12 protein-coding genes are annotated in these 17,205 nt (G+C 48.7%); 8 read left to right on the forward strand and 4 right to left on the reverse strand.

Features of this window, described 5'->3' with window-relative positions:
* The first annotated feature begins 121 nt into the window (after nucleotides 1-121).
* The 6 genes from hrpB (at nucleotide 122) to KO531_RS10115 (ending at nucleotide 7,510) form a co-directional block, all read left to right on the forward strand.
* Nucleotides 122-2,671 (forward strand): ATP-dependent helicase HrpB, encoded by a 2,550-nt coding sequence (gene hrpB, locus KO531_RS10090; RefSeq protein ID WP_219251063.1) that lies wholly within the window; start codon nucleotides 122-124, stop codon nucleotides 2,669-2,671.
* Between the two features lie 91 nt (nucleotides 2,672-2,762).
* A complete protein-coding gene (gene mrcB, locus KO531_RS10095) occupies nucleotides 2,763-5,081 on the forward strand; it encodes a penicillin-binding protein 1B (protein WP_219251092.1) in 2,319 nt (772 codons plus the stop codon).
* 159 nt (nucleotides 5,082-5,240) lie between these two features.
* Nucleotides 5,241-5,519 carry a peptidylprolyl isomerase gene (locus tag KO531_RS10100; protein ID WP_006084190.1) on the forward strand — a complete coding sequence of 93 codons (279 nt, stop codon included), beginning with the start codon at nucleotides 5,241-5,243 and terminating at the stop codon, nucleotides 5,517-5,519.
* 79 nt (nucleotides 5,520-5,598) lie between these two features.
* Entirely contained in the window at nucleotides 5,599-5,994 is a 396-nt protein-coding gene (locus KO531_RS10105; protein WP_105250257.1) for a DUF2391 family protein, read from the forward strand.
* Between the two features lie 159 nt (nucleotides 5,995-6,153).
* A complete protein-coding gene (locus tag KO531_RS10110) occupies nucleotides 6,154-6,384 on the forward strand; it encodes a hypothetical protein (RefSeq protein WP_105250256.1) in 231 nt (76 codons plus the stop codon).
* A 424-nt stretch (nucleotides 6,385-6,808) separates the two neighbouring features.
* A complete protein-coding gene (locus KO531_RS10115; protein WP_131525486.1) occupies nucleotides 6,809-7,510 on the forward strand; it encodes a DUF3581 domain-containing protein in 702 nt (233 codons plus the stop codon).
* Nucleotides 7,511-7,593: 83 nt separating this feature from the next.
* Here the strand turns inward: KO531_RS10115 and KO531_RS22555 are convergent, their stop codons facing one another.
* From KO531_RS22555 to dsrO, 4 genes are all read right to left on the reverse strand, one after another.
* On the reverse strand, nucleotides 7,594-8,898 hold the full coding sequence (locus tag KO531_RS22555) for a PAS domain-containing methyl-accepting chemotaxis protein (protein WP_219251064.1): 1,305 nt from the start codon (nucleotides 8,896-8,898) through the stop codon (nucleotides 7,594-7,596).
* Between the two features lie 303 nt (nucleotides 8,899-9,201).
* Nucleotides 9,202-12,309, reverse strand: a complete 3,108-nt coding sequence (locus KO531_RS10125; RefSeq protein ID WP_219251066.1) for a tetrathionate reductase subunit A — start codon at nucleotides 12,307-12,309, stop codon at nucleotides 9,202-9,204.
* Nucleotides 12,310-12,344: 35 nt separating this feature from the next.
* On the reverse strand, nucleotides 12,345-13,427 hold the full coding sequence (gene nrfD, locus KO531_RS10130; protein WP_219251068.1) for an NrfD/PsrC family molybdoenzyme membrane anchor subunit: 1,083 nt from the start codon (nucleotides 13,425-13,427) through the stop codon (nucleotides 12,345-12,347).
* A complete protein-coding gene (gene dsrO, locus KO531_RS10135; protein ID WP_219251070.1) occupies nucleotides 13,417-14,199 on the reverse strand; it encodes a sulfate reduction electron transfer complex DsrMKJOP subunit DsrO in 783 nt (260 codons plus the stop codon). The genes nrfD and dsrO overlap by 11 nt, the downstream gene beginning before the upstream one ends.
* 405 nt (nucleotides 14,200-14,604) lie before the next feature.
* On the opposite strand from dsrO, the gene KO531_RS10140 reads away from it, so the two are divergent.
* Nucleotides 14,605-16,542 (forward strand): PhnD/SsuA/transferrin family substrate-binding protein, encoded by a 1,938-nt coding sequence (locus tag KO531_RS10140; protein WP_219251094.1) that lies wholly within the window; start codon nucleotides 14,605-14,607, stop codon nucleotides 16,540-16,542.
* On the forward strand, nucleotides 16,542-17,162 hold the full coding sequence (locus tag KO531_RS10145; RefSeq protein ID WP_219251072.1) for a response regulator: 621 nt from the start codon (nucleotides 16,542-16,544) through the stop codon (nucleotides 17,160-17,162). Before KO531_RS10140 ends, KO531_RS10145 begins: the two co-directional genes overlap by 1 nt.
* The last annotated feature ends 43 nt before the right edge of the window (nucleotides 17,163-17,205 follow it).

A 17,205-nucleotide genomic window follows, 5' to 3' on the forward strand; every position in this document is an offset into this window, starting at 1 on the left:
GCATGGCAGCCTTGAGCTGTTACTTATGTCAGCACTGACTTGATAATGTTTGCTGCGAAATGGTACTCAAAGCCGATTGTTAGTACACTGACGCCCTGTCTTGGCCGCTGATGTCTTTTTCTTGAACTCTCTACCTATTCATAGCTTATTAGCACCGCTGCGCGCGGCTTTTTCTCGTCACGCTCAAGTGATCCTCGAGGCACCGACAGGTGCGGGTAAATCAACGGCGTTACCTTTGGCTATGTTGGATTGGCCAGAAATCAGCGGACGCATTTTAATGCTCGAACCGCGGCGTGTCGCGGCGCGTAGTGTGGCGCACTATATTGCCAGCTGTCGCCAGCAAAAGGTGGGGCAAGAAGTCGGCTATCGCGTCCGCGGTGAAGCTAAAATCAGTGCCAATACCCGTTTAGAAATTGTCACCGAAGGCATTCTGACGCGAATGATCCAACAAGATCCCGAGTTAACTGGGATTGGAATGATCATCTTCGATGAAATTCATGAACGTCACCTCACCACTGATTTAGGTCTTGCCCTAGCGCTCGAAGTGCAAGCTTCACTGCGGGACGATTTAAAGATATTAGCTATGTCAGCGACTCTATCTGGTCTTGCCTTAGCTGAACTCATGCCAGAAGCGGTGACCTTGCACAGCGAAGGCCGGAGTTTTCCTGTCGACATCGAATATCGCCCTGTGCCAACTCAGCAGCATTGGATCGATCACCTCGGCCGCTGCGTGCTCGAACTGGTCTCGGCCAGCAGCAGTGCCGGTGTTGATAAAACTGCTGCCAATAATGCCGTGCTCGTGTTTTTACCCGGTAAAGGGGAGATCTTACGATTACAGCAGTTTTTGCGTGAGCGCTTAGCGGACGATGCCTTTTTGATTTGCCCTCTTTATGGTGAACTTTCAGGTGCCGAGCAAGATAGCGCGATCGCTGCAACTATAGATGGCAGGCGCAAAATTGTGCTAGCCACTAACGTGGCGGAATCGAGTTTAACTATTGAAGAAATAGGGTTTGTCATCGACAGTGGCTATAAACGACAAGCGAGTTTTAACCCTAAAACCGGTGTCACCCGCTTAGGCTTGAAACGTATAAGCCAAGCCTCCGCAACTCAGCGTAGTGGTCGCGCCGGGCGTTTATCAGCGGGTGTGTGCGTTCGCCTGTGGAGCCAAGAAGAACATGGCCGCATGCTCAGGGCCGATGAACCCGAGATCAGCCAAGCGGATCTGGTGGCTATGGCCCACGATTGTGCTTACTGGGGCGCAAAATCCTTTAGCGACTTGATGTTGTTAACGCCGCCACCTAGTGTGCATGAGGCGCTGGCGTGGAAACTGTTACAAGATTTAGGCATGGTCGATACTCAAAATAAACTCACTCCCCATGGTAAAGCGGCCTACGAGCTAGGGTGTCACCCAAGGCTTGCTCATATGTTATTGGGCGCAAAAAGTTTGGGCGCAAACAATGGGGGAGTCAATAATGCTAACGAACAAGCAACGCAATTGGGCAGTTTGGCCTGCTTGTTGTCGGGGGTTTTAGAGGCGCGCGGTTTGCCTAAAAAGGGCGCCGATATCATGAATTACCTGCACTTTGCCTGTCATGGACAAGCTGGGCAACAGGCAAAACAGTGGCAGAAAAAGCTAGGATTAGCGGCGGATTTGTCTAAGATAGCGACCCATGCACACCACAGCGATGTGGGGTTGTTATTAGCACTTGCGTATCCGGATCGTATTGCTAAAGCTCGCGGTGTTGAGGGCTACCAATTAGCCAATGGTACTGGCGTCGTGCTCGCAGCCGATGATGCATTGGCGCAAACGCCGTGGATGGTGGTGGCGGATTTTCAAGAAACTGAAGGCAGAAACGCTGGGCGGATTTACTTAGCGAGTCAGCTTCAGCCAAGCTTGTTCGACCGCGAGCTAAAAGGTTTACTGGATATTCATGAGATCTGTGGCTGGGATGAAGCTAAAGGTCGAGTAATTGCGCAGCGCCAATACAAGGTCGGACAAATTTTAGTAAAAACCGAGACGATTGCTAAGCCTGAACGTAAGCAGATTGTCGCGGCCTTACTGGGCTATATTCGCCAGCAAGGATTACAAATCCTCAATTGGAACGCTAACTTAGAACAGTTTCAACACAGGCTCAAATTGGCAACTGAGTTCGACGTGGGCAGTGACTGGCCCAAGGTTGATGATGAAGCATTATTAGCGAGCCTAGAAACTTGGCTGGCGCCTTACCTCGAAAATGTGAATAATCTGCAGCAATTAGTTAAGCTCGATTGCTTTGGTTTTGTGGCAAACTGTTTGAGCTGGCAGCAGAAACAGCGTCTTGACGAGTTATTGCCAACTTCCTGGCCGTTAGTCACCGGTACCTCTGCGCCAATAGTATACGACGAGTCAGGGCGTGCGCTGCTGCGTGTGCGTCTGCAAGAAACCTTTGGCATGGCGCAGAGTCCTATGTTGGCGCAGGGCAAACTAAAGGTGACGATGGAATTACTCTCTCCAGCCCAGCGTCCATTAGCCTTGACGGCAGATTTAGCCAGCTTTTGGCAGGGACCTTATGTGGAAGTGAAAAAGGAAATGCGCGGTCGATATCCAAAACATCTGTGGCCAGACGATCCTGTGAATACACTGCCGACAAAATTTACCAAGAAGAAAACCTTGGGTTTAGCTCAGCCCTAGCACCATGCCGCTGGTTTTATAACATTTTGTTATGAAACACTTTGATTCGCACCACGTTAGCTTTGTGCCTATGGCTGATGTCTTTAAATGCATGAATGATGAAGTAGATATGACAACTAAGACGACAAAAAAATCACCCGCTTCCCGTCGGGCTAATCATGGCCGCGGTTTATTTCGACGAATTTGGTCTATCAGTTGGAAATTAGGCTTGGCTGGATTAGCTGTAGTGACTTTTTACAGCATTTATCTTGATCAAATTATTGCGCAAAAATTTGAAGGCCAAAAATGGCATTTGCCAGCACAGGTGTTTAGTCGTTCTATGGCGCTGTACCCTGGTGCGGCAGTCAGCCATCCGCAAATGATGGCTGAGCTTAAGTTGCTCGGCTATCGCAAAGTCGCTAACCCGCACCAAGTGGGAGAGTTTTCGGCTTCGAGCACTCGTATTGAATTGTGGCGTCGACCGTTTTTGCATCCAGAAGGCGATCAAGTCGAACAAAGAGTCATGATCAGCTTCGACAGCAATGGCATCAGTTCGGTCACTCGAGTCTCAGACAAGCGTCAACTCGCCATATTCCACCTTGAGCCAGTATTGCTCGACCGCATTATTACTGGCGACGGTGAAGACAGGCTGTTTGTGCCGACCGAAGAAATGCCAAAGTCGATCGTGCAGGCGTTACTGCTGGTGGAAGACCGTAGTTTTTATGAACACCATGGTGTGAATCCATTCGCGATTGCGCGCGCGGCTTTTGTGAACATCAGCGCCGGTCGCACTGTGCAAGGTGGCTCGACGTTAACTCAGCAGTTAGCGAAAAACTTTTTCCTTTCGAGTGAGCGTTCCTTGCTGCGTAAGGTGCGCGAAGCCTTAATGGCGGTCATTATTGATTTTCGTTACAGCAAAGACGAAATCCTCGAAGCGTATCTTAACGAAGTGTATATGGGGCAGGATAAATCCCGCGCCGTCCATGGTATGGGGTTGGCCTCACGTTTCTATTTCGGCCGTCCTATCAGTGAGTTGACTATTTCCCAGCAGGCATTCTTAGTGGCTGCGATTAAGGGACCGTCTTACTACAATCCATGGAAATATCCGGATCGTATTCAAGAACGCCGTGATCTAGTATTGCGTTTACTCATGGATGCGGGGGATTTAACCACGGCTGAGTACAAGGTGGCGGTAGAGTCCCCCTTAGGGATCCGTAATCTCAATAAACCAGCACACCAGAAATTGCCGTCCTTCTTCGCTCTGGTAAAACAGGAAGTGAACGAGCGTTATGGCGATGCGCTATTGAAGCAATCTGGGGTGAAAATCTATACCACGCTCGATCCTATGGCCCAAGAAGCCGCCGAAATTGCGGTGACTCAAACCCTCAAAAGCTTAGATAAGAGCAATAAATCATTGCAGATTGGTATGGTCGTGACCGACAAATACACGGGCGGTATTGCGGCTATGGTCGGCGATAAAACCCCAGGATTTGATGGCTTTAACCGCGCGGTTGAAATTCGTCGTCCTATTGGCTCGTTAATTAAGCCTTTTGTGTATGCTACGGCTCTGGCACCTAATAGCCAATTTACCTTAGCGACACCTCTTAAAGATCAACCTATTACCTTGAAAAGTGAGCAAGGTAAGACATGGTCACCACAAAACTTTGATAAGAAGTTCAGTGGTCAGGTGCCTTTGTTAACGGCATTGAAAAAGTCGATGAACGTACCGACGGTAAATCTTGGAATTGCTGTGGGTGTGGATGCGGTCGCCACAACATTGGCTAAATCGGGTTGGCAGGAGCCGTTAAACGAGTATCCCTCCATGTTACTCGGCGCCGTCAATGGCTCGCCATTAATGGTAGCGCAAGTGTACCAAACCTTAGCTGATAGCGGTGTTTACCGTAAGTTAACCACAGTGACCGCTGTGCTAGATTCTGATAAGAATCCATTGCCTGTGACGCGATTGCCCAAAGAGCAAGCTATAGCACCTGAGACAGATTTCTTAATTCAATTTGCTATGCAGCAAGTAGTGAATACGGGAACGGCAACGCGTTTAGGTAATGCCTTCCCTGGCGTTGGACTGGCGGGTAAGACTGGCACCAGTAACGATAGCCGCGACTCTTGGTTTGCGGGCTTTGATGAGCGTAACGTCGCCGCCATTTGGGTTGGGCGTGACGATAACGGCAAAACCAGTTTGTATGGTAGTAGTGGTGCCATGGCCGTGTATCTTGCCTTCTTAAAGGAACGTCCACCTATTAGTTTGCGCTCAATCCCAGTGAACGGCGTAGTGAAGGGCTTTTTTGACCGAGATACAGGTGTGGCTAAGGAATCCACTTGCAGCAATGTCGATGCGCTTCCGGCATTAGCTGCGACCTATCGTCCTGTGAATAACTGCGGCGACCCTTTGCAGTGGTGGCAGAAAATTTTCTAGGTTAATAGGGTCGATAATGGGCCAATAACGCACTTATGCGTTGGATCTAAAACCTTTTAGTCAGTAGAACCTGTGCCGATGGAAGTGGTGTGATCGAGGGCAAACTCGGGGCGCCAATCTTCCCTTTGCACGGGACGTTAATCCAAAGTGAGAAATGACATGTTTAAAACCGCTGCCGCCGTGCATATTTTAGTGAAACACAAAGAACAGGCTGAGGATATTGTTAAGCAGCTGAATAATGGTGCTAATTTTGCTGTGCTCGCTAAGCGTTTTTCCTCTTGCCCTTCGGCCAAAAAAGGTGGCGATTTAGGCGAGTTCAAAAAAGGCCAAATGGTGCCACAGTTCGATAAGGTTGCATTTTCAGGTGAATTACTGGTGCCACATATAGTGAAAACTAAGTTTGGCTGGCATGTGGTTAAAGTGCTGTATCGCACTTAATACCCCAGTAATAAGCGCATCTTCACCGAACGTTATTTTCGACTAATCAAATAGATTGGAAGATTAGGGAGCGATCAGCATGAAATTTAGTTTTAACACCGAAGATGCGAGTCAAGTTTGCGTAGGAGCTTTTGCCCTTGCGGTCCCCGTTGCATTTTCTGAGGAAGCGTGGCATCTCGGTGAGACTTTACCTTTATTGAATATCGGTATGCTTTTTAGTTTATCGCTGCTCTTTCTTGGGGTATTCACCTATCACAGCGTGTTCCAACAGAATATTGCTTCCCGCGTTCCTGTGTTTATTTTTCGTATCGTGGTGGCGTATTTGCTCACTGCCCTCGTGGTTTTCCTCGTGCTACTTTGCCTCGATAAAGTGCCATTTTTTGAGGACCCACTAACCTCTATAAAACGGATCATAGTGATCACTATGCCAGCCTCTATGGGCGCTATTGTTGTGGATAGTTTTGATAAAGAATGACACTGTTTCGCTAAATCTCATGACTTTTGTCACTGGTTGATTGCGGTTGTCTTGCGCATACTTATTTCCATGTTCTGACTTTGACATTGATTAAGCGTCATAAGCAGATCTAAATTTTGAGCTTGATAACGATAACGCCAATAGATAAAGGAAATGACTATGAACACTGGTGCCCTCGCTTTACTTATCCCAATATTTGCAATTGTTGGCGGATATGTGGTCGCTATAATGAAAATTCGCAACAAACAAGGTGTGTCGACGCGTGAGCAAGTGGCCGAAAACCAAGCTTTTCAGACCGAGTTAGCCATCCTTCGTCAGCGTATCGAAGTGCTAGAGCAGTTAGCCACTGACGATGGTTTTCAGTTAAAGCGTGAATTTAAAAAGGTCTAACGATTTATTCCTTGGCTTATCGGTGGCTAGGCAATACTTACGTTTTAGATGTTATTTGTTCTGACAAGGTATTGCTCGCCAAACGATAAATGATGTTGAGTTATTTTAAATGAGTCACGAGTGATGAAAACGGCCTTATTTTGCTAACATTTCTGCGGCATTATCGGCTGTTATATGTCGCGTCATCATGCTATACAGGCTCTATCTTGCATAAAATTCCGCCTAATATCTGCAGAATAAACCTGAAACGTCAACAGATCCTGATACCCCTGTCATTTGTTTGGCTTTACAAATGTGGGCAGGGTGTTACTTTGTACGCCTTACGTGGGTCAAGTCATCGGGTGAGTTAAATACCTATTTTAAGGTAGACTCGTGATAATTTTGTTATCCATCCCTGTATTGAGTTATTACAAATAGAGTTTATATGTTTCTAGCGCCTTATTTTTCTAAGCAAAATCAAGCTATTTCCGTTTCAGCACAACAAGCCAGTGACTTCGCGAAGAAAATTGCGCAGGACTTTAATCCTATCCACGATGTGGGGGCAAAACGCTTTTGCGTACCGGGAGATTTACTGTTTGCCCTAGTATTGACTCAATATGGTTTGAGCCAGAGCATGAAGTTTAGCTTTGCGGGTATGGTGGGTGATAGCGTCGAACTGCAATTCCCTGAACAAGTGAGCGAGAGTTTTTCGATTCGCGATAGTCGTGAAAAAACCTATCTTAATGTCAGCCGTCATGGCGATGTGAGTTGTTGCGATGCGCAGACCGAATCCTTTATTCGTCAATATGTTGCTTTCTCTGGGCATAATTTTATCGATATTCTGATCCCTTTGATGAAACAACATCAAGTGATGATCAACCCAGAACGGCCTTTAGTGATTTACGAAAGTATGTCGTTTGACTTAACCACCCTCGATTTTGTGCAAGTGACCTTATCCCTCGTTGGCCAAGATTTAAAAATCGATGGTAAACGTGGCGATGTGACATTGCACTTTGAATTACACAGTGGCGACACTTTAGTTGGCACAGGTATCAAAACCTTAGTGATGAGTGGATTACGTGCTTACGATGAGGTTCTTGTACAGCAAATGCGCGCCACCTATGAAGGTCGTAAAACTGATTATTGATTGACGTAAAAGCAATAGGTTGGCGTTTTGTCTTTTAGATAAAGCGCCATGCAATCCTTGATAGCGCGATTAAATGCTAGCAATTAATTGTTATTGACTGATAGCTGCGACACGATTGCTGAGACGTTTTCCGCGCCGCTACGTATTTCTCCCATCACTAATGTTACCTCTGCTAACTGTTGTTTTCCTTCCAGTGCAATACCTTCAACTTCGTTCATCATGCTAGTTGCACTTGTGGTGAGTTGTGTATTTTTAGTGACGACGGCGGCAATCTCACTGGTTGATTTACTGGTTCTGGAAGCAAGCTGCCTTACTTCATCGGCGACAACGGCAAAACCTCGGCCTTGTTCCCCCGCTCGTGCGGCCTCAATTGCGGCATTTAATGCTAGTAAATTAGTTTGATCGGCAATCGAACTAATGGTCGCGACTATGGCTTGAATACTTTGAGATTGTTCATTGAGTTGAGTTATCGCCAAGGTCGCTTTATGGGTTTGCTCGGCAATAGCATTAGAGGTATTTACCGTCGCATTGAGTAAATGTACGCCTTGTTCTGCTTGCTCGACGGTACGTTGTGACGTGGTCAGTGCAATATTGGCGGCTTCACGTACAGCGTGGCTTTGCTCGATCCGCTTGCTGATATCGCTCGCAAATTTAATTACTTTAACCACTTTACCTTGCTCATCCATAATAGGATTGTATGCCGCTTCTAACCAAATCGAATCGCCATAAGCATTTTTACGTTCAAAGAGACCGCTGCTATATCGACCTTGCTTTAGATCGTCCCAAAAGTGTGGATTTTGTCGATAAAACTCATCAAAACAGAAAATACGATGGTGTTTACCAATAATCTGCTCTTTGCTAAAGCCCATTGTCTTTAAGAAGTTAGTATTGGCTTTCAAAATCGTGCCATCGGTAGTGAATTCAATAATGGCTTGCGAGCGATTCAAGGCATTAAAAATGGCCGCTTGGTCGTCAAGTTGGTGCTTATCTTGGGTGATATCAGAGGCTGTTTTCATTATTTTAACGACTTTACCTGCCTGTTTTATGGGGAAGTAAGTGGCTCTAAGCCAGATCTCTTGGCCATTTTGATTCACTCGTGCAAAATTGCCTTCCTGTGGATGACCTGCTTTTAGACTGCTCCAAAATTGCTGGTAGGTAGCAGAATTACCATAAGCCGCCGAGCAAAACAGCTTGTGATGTTGGCCTACGACTTCATTAAGTGAATAACCTACCGTTTTTAAAAACAACGCATTAGCATCGAGAATTATTCCATCAGGCGTAAATTCTACTGTGGCAATACTGTGTTTAATCGAGTCGATGATCGACTCCGCCTCTTGGCGTTTACTTTCGCTCACTTCTAGGCTTTTACGTAATGAAGAGTTGAACACTGAGATACTCCTGATGAGTCTAACTGACTCAAAAACTGCAGTTCTTTATTGAAAGCTCGATATTTCGAGCTAGATATACTGATAAATATAGCTGTGATTTTAATATGTGGTTTATTTCTATGAAACGCGTGATCGGGATCTATATACCTAAATTGAGTAAAAAAGATCACTATTCCTCGGTTTATTCACGAATAGGCATAGCTAGAAAACATTAATGAGGCAATTCGGCTTAATCAGATTGAATTAACGCCAAAGAAAAAGCTGCCAAAGGGCAGCTTCTTAAGTGTCATCTTTGCTCGGCGATTAGCTTAGTTTTTCAATCTTAGCTGGCAGGCCTTGTCTGGCCGAAGCGCCACTTGCCCAGTCTACCAGCGGATAGCGGCCGTGACGACTGGGATCGAACAGATTTAAGTCGTTCATGTTGATCCCGACTCGGATCAGCGGATTGGCGACGATTTTAATCTCGTCAATCACAGTGTCACGCGCGCCGAGTTCTTTATGGCCATAACCGTGTTCGATAGCGATGCAGTCTGGGTGCACTCCGGCAACACATTCCACTAAAGCGATCACGCTGCCGTTAGGCGTGCTGATTTTTACCGTGTCGCCCGTGCTGATGCCAAGGCTAGTGGCGGTTTTCTCGTTCAGTCGCACCGGATTATTAGGGTGTACTTGGCGTAAACGATCCGAGCCAATACTCATAGAACTCATGGTATGGGATTTGTAGCTGCTGATCAGCAATGGCCACTGTGACTTATCAAACGCCTTATCGAGCGGCGTACCATCTGCCAAGGCGGGTTGATATAAGCGCGGACAACCACTCATAAATTCCCCTGTTAGGCTGTTGCGACGACTGCCGACGTCGGGATTCCACAGCATCATAGGTTTAGGCCAGACTTTACTCGGATTCCCCGCGTCATCGCGTGCGCCGCGCATTTCTTCAAAACGGCCTCCGCGAGCAAATAAGTAACTGACTTTTTTGACTTCATCAGGCGTGAGTCTGGTATTGAGCTCACTTTGAATGCGGCTTACACCGCTAAGATACATGTCCTCGGCGTTGATATCGGCGACGGCTTTACCTAAATAGGCCACGTTGGCGGCGCCGTAGAGTGAGTAATCCGCTGCGCGCGTTAACGGATGTAAGCTGCCATCGGCGGCCTTAATGGCATTTTCGCCAAAGCCGGGTAATTGCAACTTCATCGCCACTTGGCTCAAGAAAGACTCCATGCACACCACATCACCACTGGCCATTTTCGCGACTCTTGGCTCGACAATCGGCCAACGACCTGTGGCAACTTTGGTTAGTGTGCCTTGCCATGCTGAGGTCCAGCCCCAAGACTCGTACGTTAAGGTGTCGGGCACTATGTAGTCCGACAGCGCCGAGGTTTCGTTGATAAAGCTGTCGATGCTGATAAACAGCGGCAGCACCTTAGGATCTTTCAGTTGTTCACCAATAGCTTCCCCTAAACCCGCTTGACCATAAATCGGATTGCCCATGTGGTTAATCCATGCTTTGAGTCGATAGGGATAACCGTGCACCGCCGCCGTTAAATGTTCGCCAAGCAAGGGCGATGAAATCGGAAACCAAGGTTCTTTGGCTGGATAAGGCGATTCGCCCGCTTCGACTTTACGGCGATACTCTGAGGTTTTCTCGTAGGGGAATTTAGATCGCGATAGGAATACGCCCTTAGGCTCGACCATGCCGTCAAACTCCTGCAGATTATACCTTGGGCCTTTACCAAAGGCGGGAAAGGAACCGCCGGAAGCTAATGCGCCACCTTTTAAATTGATGTTACCTATCATGGCGTTGAGCATCATGATTGCCCACGCGCTATAAAAACCATTGGCGCTCATTGTGCCGCCGTGGGAGATGACTGCGGCCTTAGTGCCATGGCTGGTAAATTTATCCGCGAGGGCAATGATCTGCGCCTCGCTGATATCGCACTCCTTGGCATAGTGTGCCATCTCGAAGCTCTGCGCCGCTTCACTTAACAGTTGGAAGCTAGATTTAACCGCAATCGCCCCCTTAGGTGTGTCGACGTTTTGGTCAACGTCGAGCATGGCTTTCAGGCTTTGGCTCGCCAAAACTATCTTGCCACTCGCGGCATCGACAACCAACTGCGAGTCTTGCTCGCCGTAGGCTTTGCCCTCGAAAGGTAAGCCAAGATCGCTGGCAAAGAGATATTGGCCATATCTTGGATGGGTAGGTTCGCTGACGATCAAGAAGCCTGCGTTACTAAAACCACGGTAACCTGATGCTTTTGCGGCATCGACATTGGGCGCACTCAAAAAATCGGTGGCGTAGCGCTGGTTATCAATAATCCAGCGCAACATGCCCATGGCGAGTGCCGAGTCGGTGGCGGGGCGGATCGGCAGCCAAGTATTATTGCCCGCGCAAGGTTGATTCGAGGTATTGGGTAGCATGGGCGACACCACCACATAACTGAAATTAGTGTTATTCACCCGCGCGTTAGCCAATTGTCTTGCTTGGCGTTTAAAGGGATTGCCCGATTGCTGCGGTGAAGTGCCGATAAAGAGTAAAAATTCGCTATGGTCCCAATCGGGTTTCAAGTGGGCGTATTTTTTCAAATCATCCAATAAAGCACCTGCTCCGGCGCGGTAGGTAAATCCACAGTAAGCGCCGTGGTTGGCAAAGTTTCGGGTGCCAAAGCTGTTGAAGGTAAAACGTTTGATAATGGCATCGCGGCCCTCATCGGAGGCGTTTGAGACCAGTAACTGGTTAGCCTTAGGGCCGTATTCTGGATTATTGGTATCGAGCGGCGTGGCAATATCACGAATCGCTCTTAAGCCTTCGACTTGGCCCTCACCAAATAAATCACCGCCTTCGACGACTTCATTCAGTAATTGTTCAAAGCTAATGCTCTGCCATTGGCCGCTGCCGCGCTTACCCACGCGTTTAAGACATTGGGTGACGCGATGTGGGCTATCCAATTGTTCTAGCATGGCATTACCGCGGGCGCAGGCGGTGGAACGTCCTTGTAGACCCTGTTCTTGAAAGGCGCTAAGCCCGACAAATGCGGTTTTGATCGGTGTATCGAAATCGATATGTTCCCGCGATGACAGCGGGTGATAAGGATTACCGCTGATACGGATGATTTTATCGGTTTTTTGATCGATACGAGCGCGCACGCCGCATTTGGTCCAGCAACCTAAGCACATAGTATTGGCGATGCGTTGATCGTCATTGCTGATTAACTGGCCTGACTGTAAATCGACTTTGTATTCAGGTGCTAAGGAATTGCCATGCAGTGGATCTTGGGTCGGTTTTCCTGACGTGCCATTGACGACACCTTTGCCCATTTGCGCTAACGTATGGCTATAACCCGCGGCAAATAATCCCACACCACCCGTGACAGCGGCCCCTTTGATAAAACGACGTTTACTCTTATCCATGATGGACTCCTTAATTCTGTAAACTAATTGGGTGCTCAGCGAGCAAGCTTTGCCGTAGGTGTGTGGCGAATAAGTTCGGAGACCAGCGCCATTAATGCTAACCAGAGGCCGAAGGTCCCAGCTATGCCTAATAGCCCTTCGGGTCCCCAAGGCAGTTGATAGAGATAAGTCCCCGCGCCGTACTTAGGATCGGTTTGCGCTTGAATTAGCACTATCCAGCGAAATCCCCACGCAAGGTGAATGGCCGTGAGGCTGACGATTCGCATTGCAACATTGGGTAAGTGACGAATGGCGAGCATCAGTGCCAGCACGGCGAGTGTGACCAGTACCCAAATCGCGGCCAGTTGCCAGCTTGGGCTGGTTTCAAGCAATAACGCGGCCTCGGGTGCCGAGCCCTTATCGAATAATGCCCAGCCGATAAGGCACAGGGCGAACAGACCAAAGCTGGCCCTTACCCAGAGTAATAGCTTGTCTTGGGTACTTTGTTGGTAGCCTGTTAATAACCGATTCAACACCGCCAAAGTGCCGCAGGCGGCGAGTAGGGCGCTCATCGCCATTAAAGGTGGCAGCCAATAGGTATGCCACAGTGGCCGCGCCTTAATGGCCATGGTTTCCATGCCAGTGTATAGGGCGATACTGCAGGCACTCAGGGCCGTGATAATCGCGATCGGCTTGATGAATTTGTCACTGTTCCAATCACCGAATCTCAGTAATTGACCTATTTTACTCACCCAATCTGAGTCAGGGTTCGTGGTGCGCTTAGGCAAATATTGGCGCAATAGCAGCCAAGCAAACAGCGCGCTGGTGCCCGAGAATACCGGCAGTAAAAAGGCACCATACCACATCCAAGATTCAGGGCGCACTTGCGCATAAAAATGCCAAGCCCGCAGCGGTTGGTGTAAATCGGCGAGTAAGGCGATAGGGGCGACTATGCCTGCGGTCAGCATTAAACAGGCGCAGAGTTTCAGCAGTCTGTCATCGGGTTTAGCATTGCTAAACAAGTGTATTGTCGCCACCCACACACTGGCATAGGCCAGACCCATCATAAAAAAGTATTGCACCGCCCAAGGTAGCCAAGTAATGGCGATATCTGGGGTAAAGATTTCTTTAATGACCATGGTGGATCTCCTCGCCAGTATCGGTAAGTAAGGTTCTAACGGGGGCTTGGCCGCTAATCTTGTCCACAAAGGCACTGCTCATGCCGATGTAGAACACCCGTGGCGCAGTGTTGGCCGTCGGTTTGAGTACCTTTATATCGGTTTTATTGGTAGCGAGCAGTTGGCTTATTTGGCTTTTCGGATCGTTAAGATCGCCAATCACACGGGCTTCTCCAACGCAGGTTTCGACGCAGGCGGGCAGTAATCCCGCATCCAACCTATGGGCGCAGAAGGTACATTTGTCGGCGGTATTAGTATCGTGGTTGATAAAGCGGGCATCGTAAGGACAGGCTTGCACGCAGTAGCCACAGCCAACGCACCATTCATTATTGACGACCACTATGCCGTCTTTGCGCTGGAAGGTAGCGCCCGTAGGACAAACGGGAATACATGGCGGGTTTTCGCAGTGATTACACAGTCTTGGTAGCATTAAAAACGCAGGCGGCGTGGTATCTTCCTGCTGCGAGACTTCATACTGCTGCACTGTGGTGCGAAATTGCCCTAGGGGCGGTTGATTCTCGATAGTGCAAGCGACGGTGCAGGCTTGGCAGCCCACGCAGCGACGAAGATCGATCACCATGCCGTAACGTTTACCCACTTGGCCTTCGCTGGCACTGTGCACTTGAGTGCCGCGTTTATCATCCTGCGCATACACTTGCACCACAGGGATCAGTGCGGCGCCAACACTGACGCTGGCCATTTTGCCGAGAAACTGACGTTTACTCTTGTCCATACAGATTTCCTTCACTCTTGCAGATGGCGAATAAACTGGCTCATAGACCTTGATTTAAGGTTTATGGCGAGGTTTAGAGGCATTCTGTAAAAGGCGAGGCGGCATAACTATAGTGGTTTTCCACATATCAGGCGTGGGTTTGATCTAGCGCAACAAATATCCGTTAGAATAGCCTTCAAAATGATAGGGTTTTATTTTTTACGGCTTTTAAACTTAAGTTTGGCCTGCTTCCAATTTGAATTGGACCTACTTTTAACTGGATTTGAGCTTGAGTTGAATTTGAGTTGAATTTGAGTCAATGGGGATAAAGGATTGCACTTCACGTTATTTAGGATGATGAAAACAGTGTTTAGCTCAGGGATGTCGCTCAAGCGGCTGTTACCGATTCAAGGAACAGTGCCTAAGATGGCACCGCGAACGATTTTCAGGATGGCACTAGCCGTGGCGTTAGCGTGCTTGCTCGCTTCGGCAAACGTGTTCGCCGTAGAGCCGCAGAATCAAAGCGCGCCTTCCGATGTAATGGACGCTGAGGTTGTCGCTCAAGTCGTTGCCGAAGAACCCGGTTATCAAGTGGTTGATGTGGGCGTGTTAGCCATCCGCGGTTATAAGGCGACGATTAACCGCTGGCAGCCGTTAATGGGTTGGCTCGAAACCCAAATTCCCAACAGTTACTTCAGGTTACATCCTCTCTCCCTCGATGAGTTAGCCAAGGGCGTTGAAACCCAAGGGCTCGATTTTGTGATCACCAACCCGGGGCAATCCGTGTTGCTGGCGCGGCAATATTCTCTCACTTGGTTGGCGACCCTACGCAGCCCGTTAAATAATGGCGCGGCGATGCAAGTGGGTTCGGCGCTGGTGGTGCGCGCCGATTCACCCTATCAGACTTTAACGGATCTCAAGGGACGTCGACTCGGTATAGTGTCGAAAAATGCCTTCGGCGGTTACTTGACCTTAGTGTACGAAGCGCAGCTAAAGGGCATAGATTTGCCTCGCTTTGTGGGTGAGATCATTCCGCTGGGATTCCCGCTAGATAATCTGTTGTATCAGTTAGATGATCAAAAAAGTGGTAATGATGCGGCGAAAGACAATCGACTGGATGCGGCTGTGGTGCCCGTGTGTCAGCTTGAGCAGATGCAGGCAGAAGGGCTGATTAATATCGGCCATTATCGGGTGCTCGATAACCAAACTCCGGTGGGATTTCATTGCCAAGTCTCGACTCGTCTCTATCCCAACTGGTCCATGGCGAAGACCAATCGCGCCTCGCAATCTCTAGCTAAAAGCGTGACCCAAGCGCTGCTGGCACTGCCCGAAGATCACCTCGCCGCTAAGACGGCCGATTCTGCGGGTTGGACCACGGCCGTGAGTCAGCTGGCGATCGATCAGTTACTTAAAGATCTCGACATGCATCCCTTACAAACACCTTGGTGGCAAAGGGCGTGGCAGTGGGTCAAGTTACATCAACAATGGGCTTGGTTTGTGTTAGGGATTTTGGTTTTACTCAATGTGTATCATTTCTGGTTGGAGTATTGTTTTAGCCGTCGCGGCCGGGAGTTAATTAATACTCAGCGCCAGCTCAATGAAAACCGCGCGCTACTGGAACATGCCCAGCGTATCGCGATTGCTGGTGAGCTTGGCGCGAGTCTCTCCCACGAACTGAATCAACCTTTGGCAGCGATTGGCCATTATTGTCATGGCGCCGAAGTGCGATTACAGCGGGGGACTAGCTCTGAGGAACTGCAATCGGTGTTGACGCTTATCCAGCAGGAAGTCACGCGAGCCGACAGCATTATCAGCCGCTTACGCAACCTGTTGAAGAAACGGCCTGTATCGAAACAACCTTTGTATTTGCATGAGCTGGTCAATGAGACTGTGCCGCTGCTCGCCTATGAGTTTGAACAACATCAAATCAATCTTGCCGTGAATGTGAGCGGCGAGCCCTATTTACAGTCCCTCGATGAAGTCGGCATGCAGCAGTTGTTGCTTAACCTGCTGAAAAACGCCGCCGATGCCTGTGTTCAGCGGTTAGAGCTTGAATCCAGTGGTACCGAACAGATCATCACGCAAAAGCCATACACGCCGACGATCGATATCGATCTTCGCTACCAAGAACGCACACTCTTGCTGACAGTCACGGATAATGGCACGGGTTTAACTGAAGCCGCCAGCCTGCTGATGCAAGCCTTTTATTCCACTAAATCAGAGGGATTAGGTTTAGGCTTAGTGATTTGCCGCGATATTGCCGAGAGCCATGGTGGGATGTTTAGCCTAGAAAGCGCTATGGGCGGCGGTTGCCAAGCGCAGGTTGCTATACCGCGTAAACCTGAGCCCAATGGAGCACTTTAATGAGTCTTGAGTTACCTGTGTATTTAATCGATGACGATGACTCAGTGCGTCGTTCTTTGCGTTTTATGCTCGAAAGTTATGGCCTTAAGATCACTGACTTTGATAGTGCCGAAGCCTTTTTTACCGCCGTAGACTTAACCCTGCCGGGTTGTGTGCTGGTCGATGTGCGTATGCCGGGCTTGAGCGGCCCGCAGTTGCATCTCGAATTAGTCGCCAAAAATAGTCCGTTAGCTGTGATTTATCTCACCGGCCATGGCGATGTGCCTATGGCAGTAGAAGCGCTCAAACTCGGTGCGGTGGATTTTTTCCAAAAGCCCGCCGATGGCGCAAAGTTAGCCGAAGCGGTCGTCAAAGCGTTGGAACATGCTAAAACGCATTATCAAGACAATCAGTATCTTGAGACTTATCAAGCGCTCACGCCAAGGGAGCGGGAGATACTCAACCTGATTGCTCAAGGGTTGAAGAACCAAGAGATTGCCGATAGCCTCTGCATTGCCATGCGTACGGTCGAGATCCACCGTGCCAATTTGATGAAGGGCATGCAAGTAGGATCGCTGGCGGAAATGATGCTGATCTATAGCCGGATCGCCGAACGCCTGCGCCTTGAAGATAACCGCTAAAATTTACCTTTTACTGCGCTAATTGCCGCTTTGTTAGCCGCCT

Origin of the sequence: Shewanella sp. NKUCC06_TVS (assembly GCF_019345515.1) — a bacterium.
In the GTDB taxonomy this organism is placed as follows: Bacteria; Pseudomonadota; Gammaproteobacteria; order Enterobacterales; family Shewanellaceae; genus Shewanella; species Shewanella oncorhynchi.

What these genes read in the sequence shown, in the direction of transcription:
- mrcB (WP_219251092.1), top strand. Translation starts at nt 2,763, where the DNA reads ATGAATGATGAAGTAGATATGACAACTAAGACGACAAAAAAATCACCC.
- nrfD (WP_219251068.1), bottom strand. Translation starts at nt 13,427, where the DNA reads ATGGTCATTAAAGAAATCTTTACCCCAGATATCGCCATTACTTGGCTA.
- KO531_RS10105 (WP_105250257.1), top strand. Translation starts at nt 5,599, where the DNA reads ATGAAATTTAGTTTTAACACCGAAGATGCGAGTCAAGTTTGCGTAGGA.
- KO531_RS10145 (WP_219251072.1), top strand. Translation starts at nt 16,542, where the DNA reads ATGAGTCTTGAGTTACCTGTGTATTTAATCGATGACGATGACTCAGTG.
- KO531_RS10110 (WP_105250256.1), top strand. Translation starts at nt 6,154, where the DNA reads ATGAACACTGGTGCCCTCGCTTTACTTATCCCAATATTTGCAATTGTT.
- KO531_RS10115 (WP_131525486.1), top strand. Translation starts at nt 6,809, where the DNA reads ATGTTTCTAGCGCCTTATTTTTCTAAGCAAAATCAAGCTATTTCCGTT.
- KO531_RS10140 (WP_219251094.1), top strand. Translation starts at nt 14,605, where the DNA reads ATGGCACCGCGAACGATTTTCAGGATGGCACTAGCCGTGGCGTTAGCG.
- KO531_RS10125 (WP_219251066.1), bottom strand. Translation starts at nt 12,309, where the DNA reads ATGGATAAGAGTAAACGTCGTTTTATCAAAGGGGCCGCTGTCACGGGT.
- dsrO (WP_219251070.1), bottom strand. Translation starts at nt 14,199, where the DNA reads ATGGACAAGAGTAAACGTCAGTTTCTCGGCAAAATGGCCAGCGTCAGT.
- KO531_RS10100 (WP_006084190.1), top strand. Translation starts at nt 5,241, where the DNA reads ATGTTTAAAACCGCTGCCGCCGTGCATATTTTAGTGAAACACAAAGAA.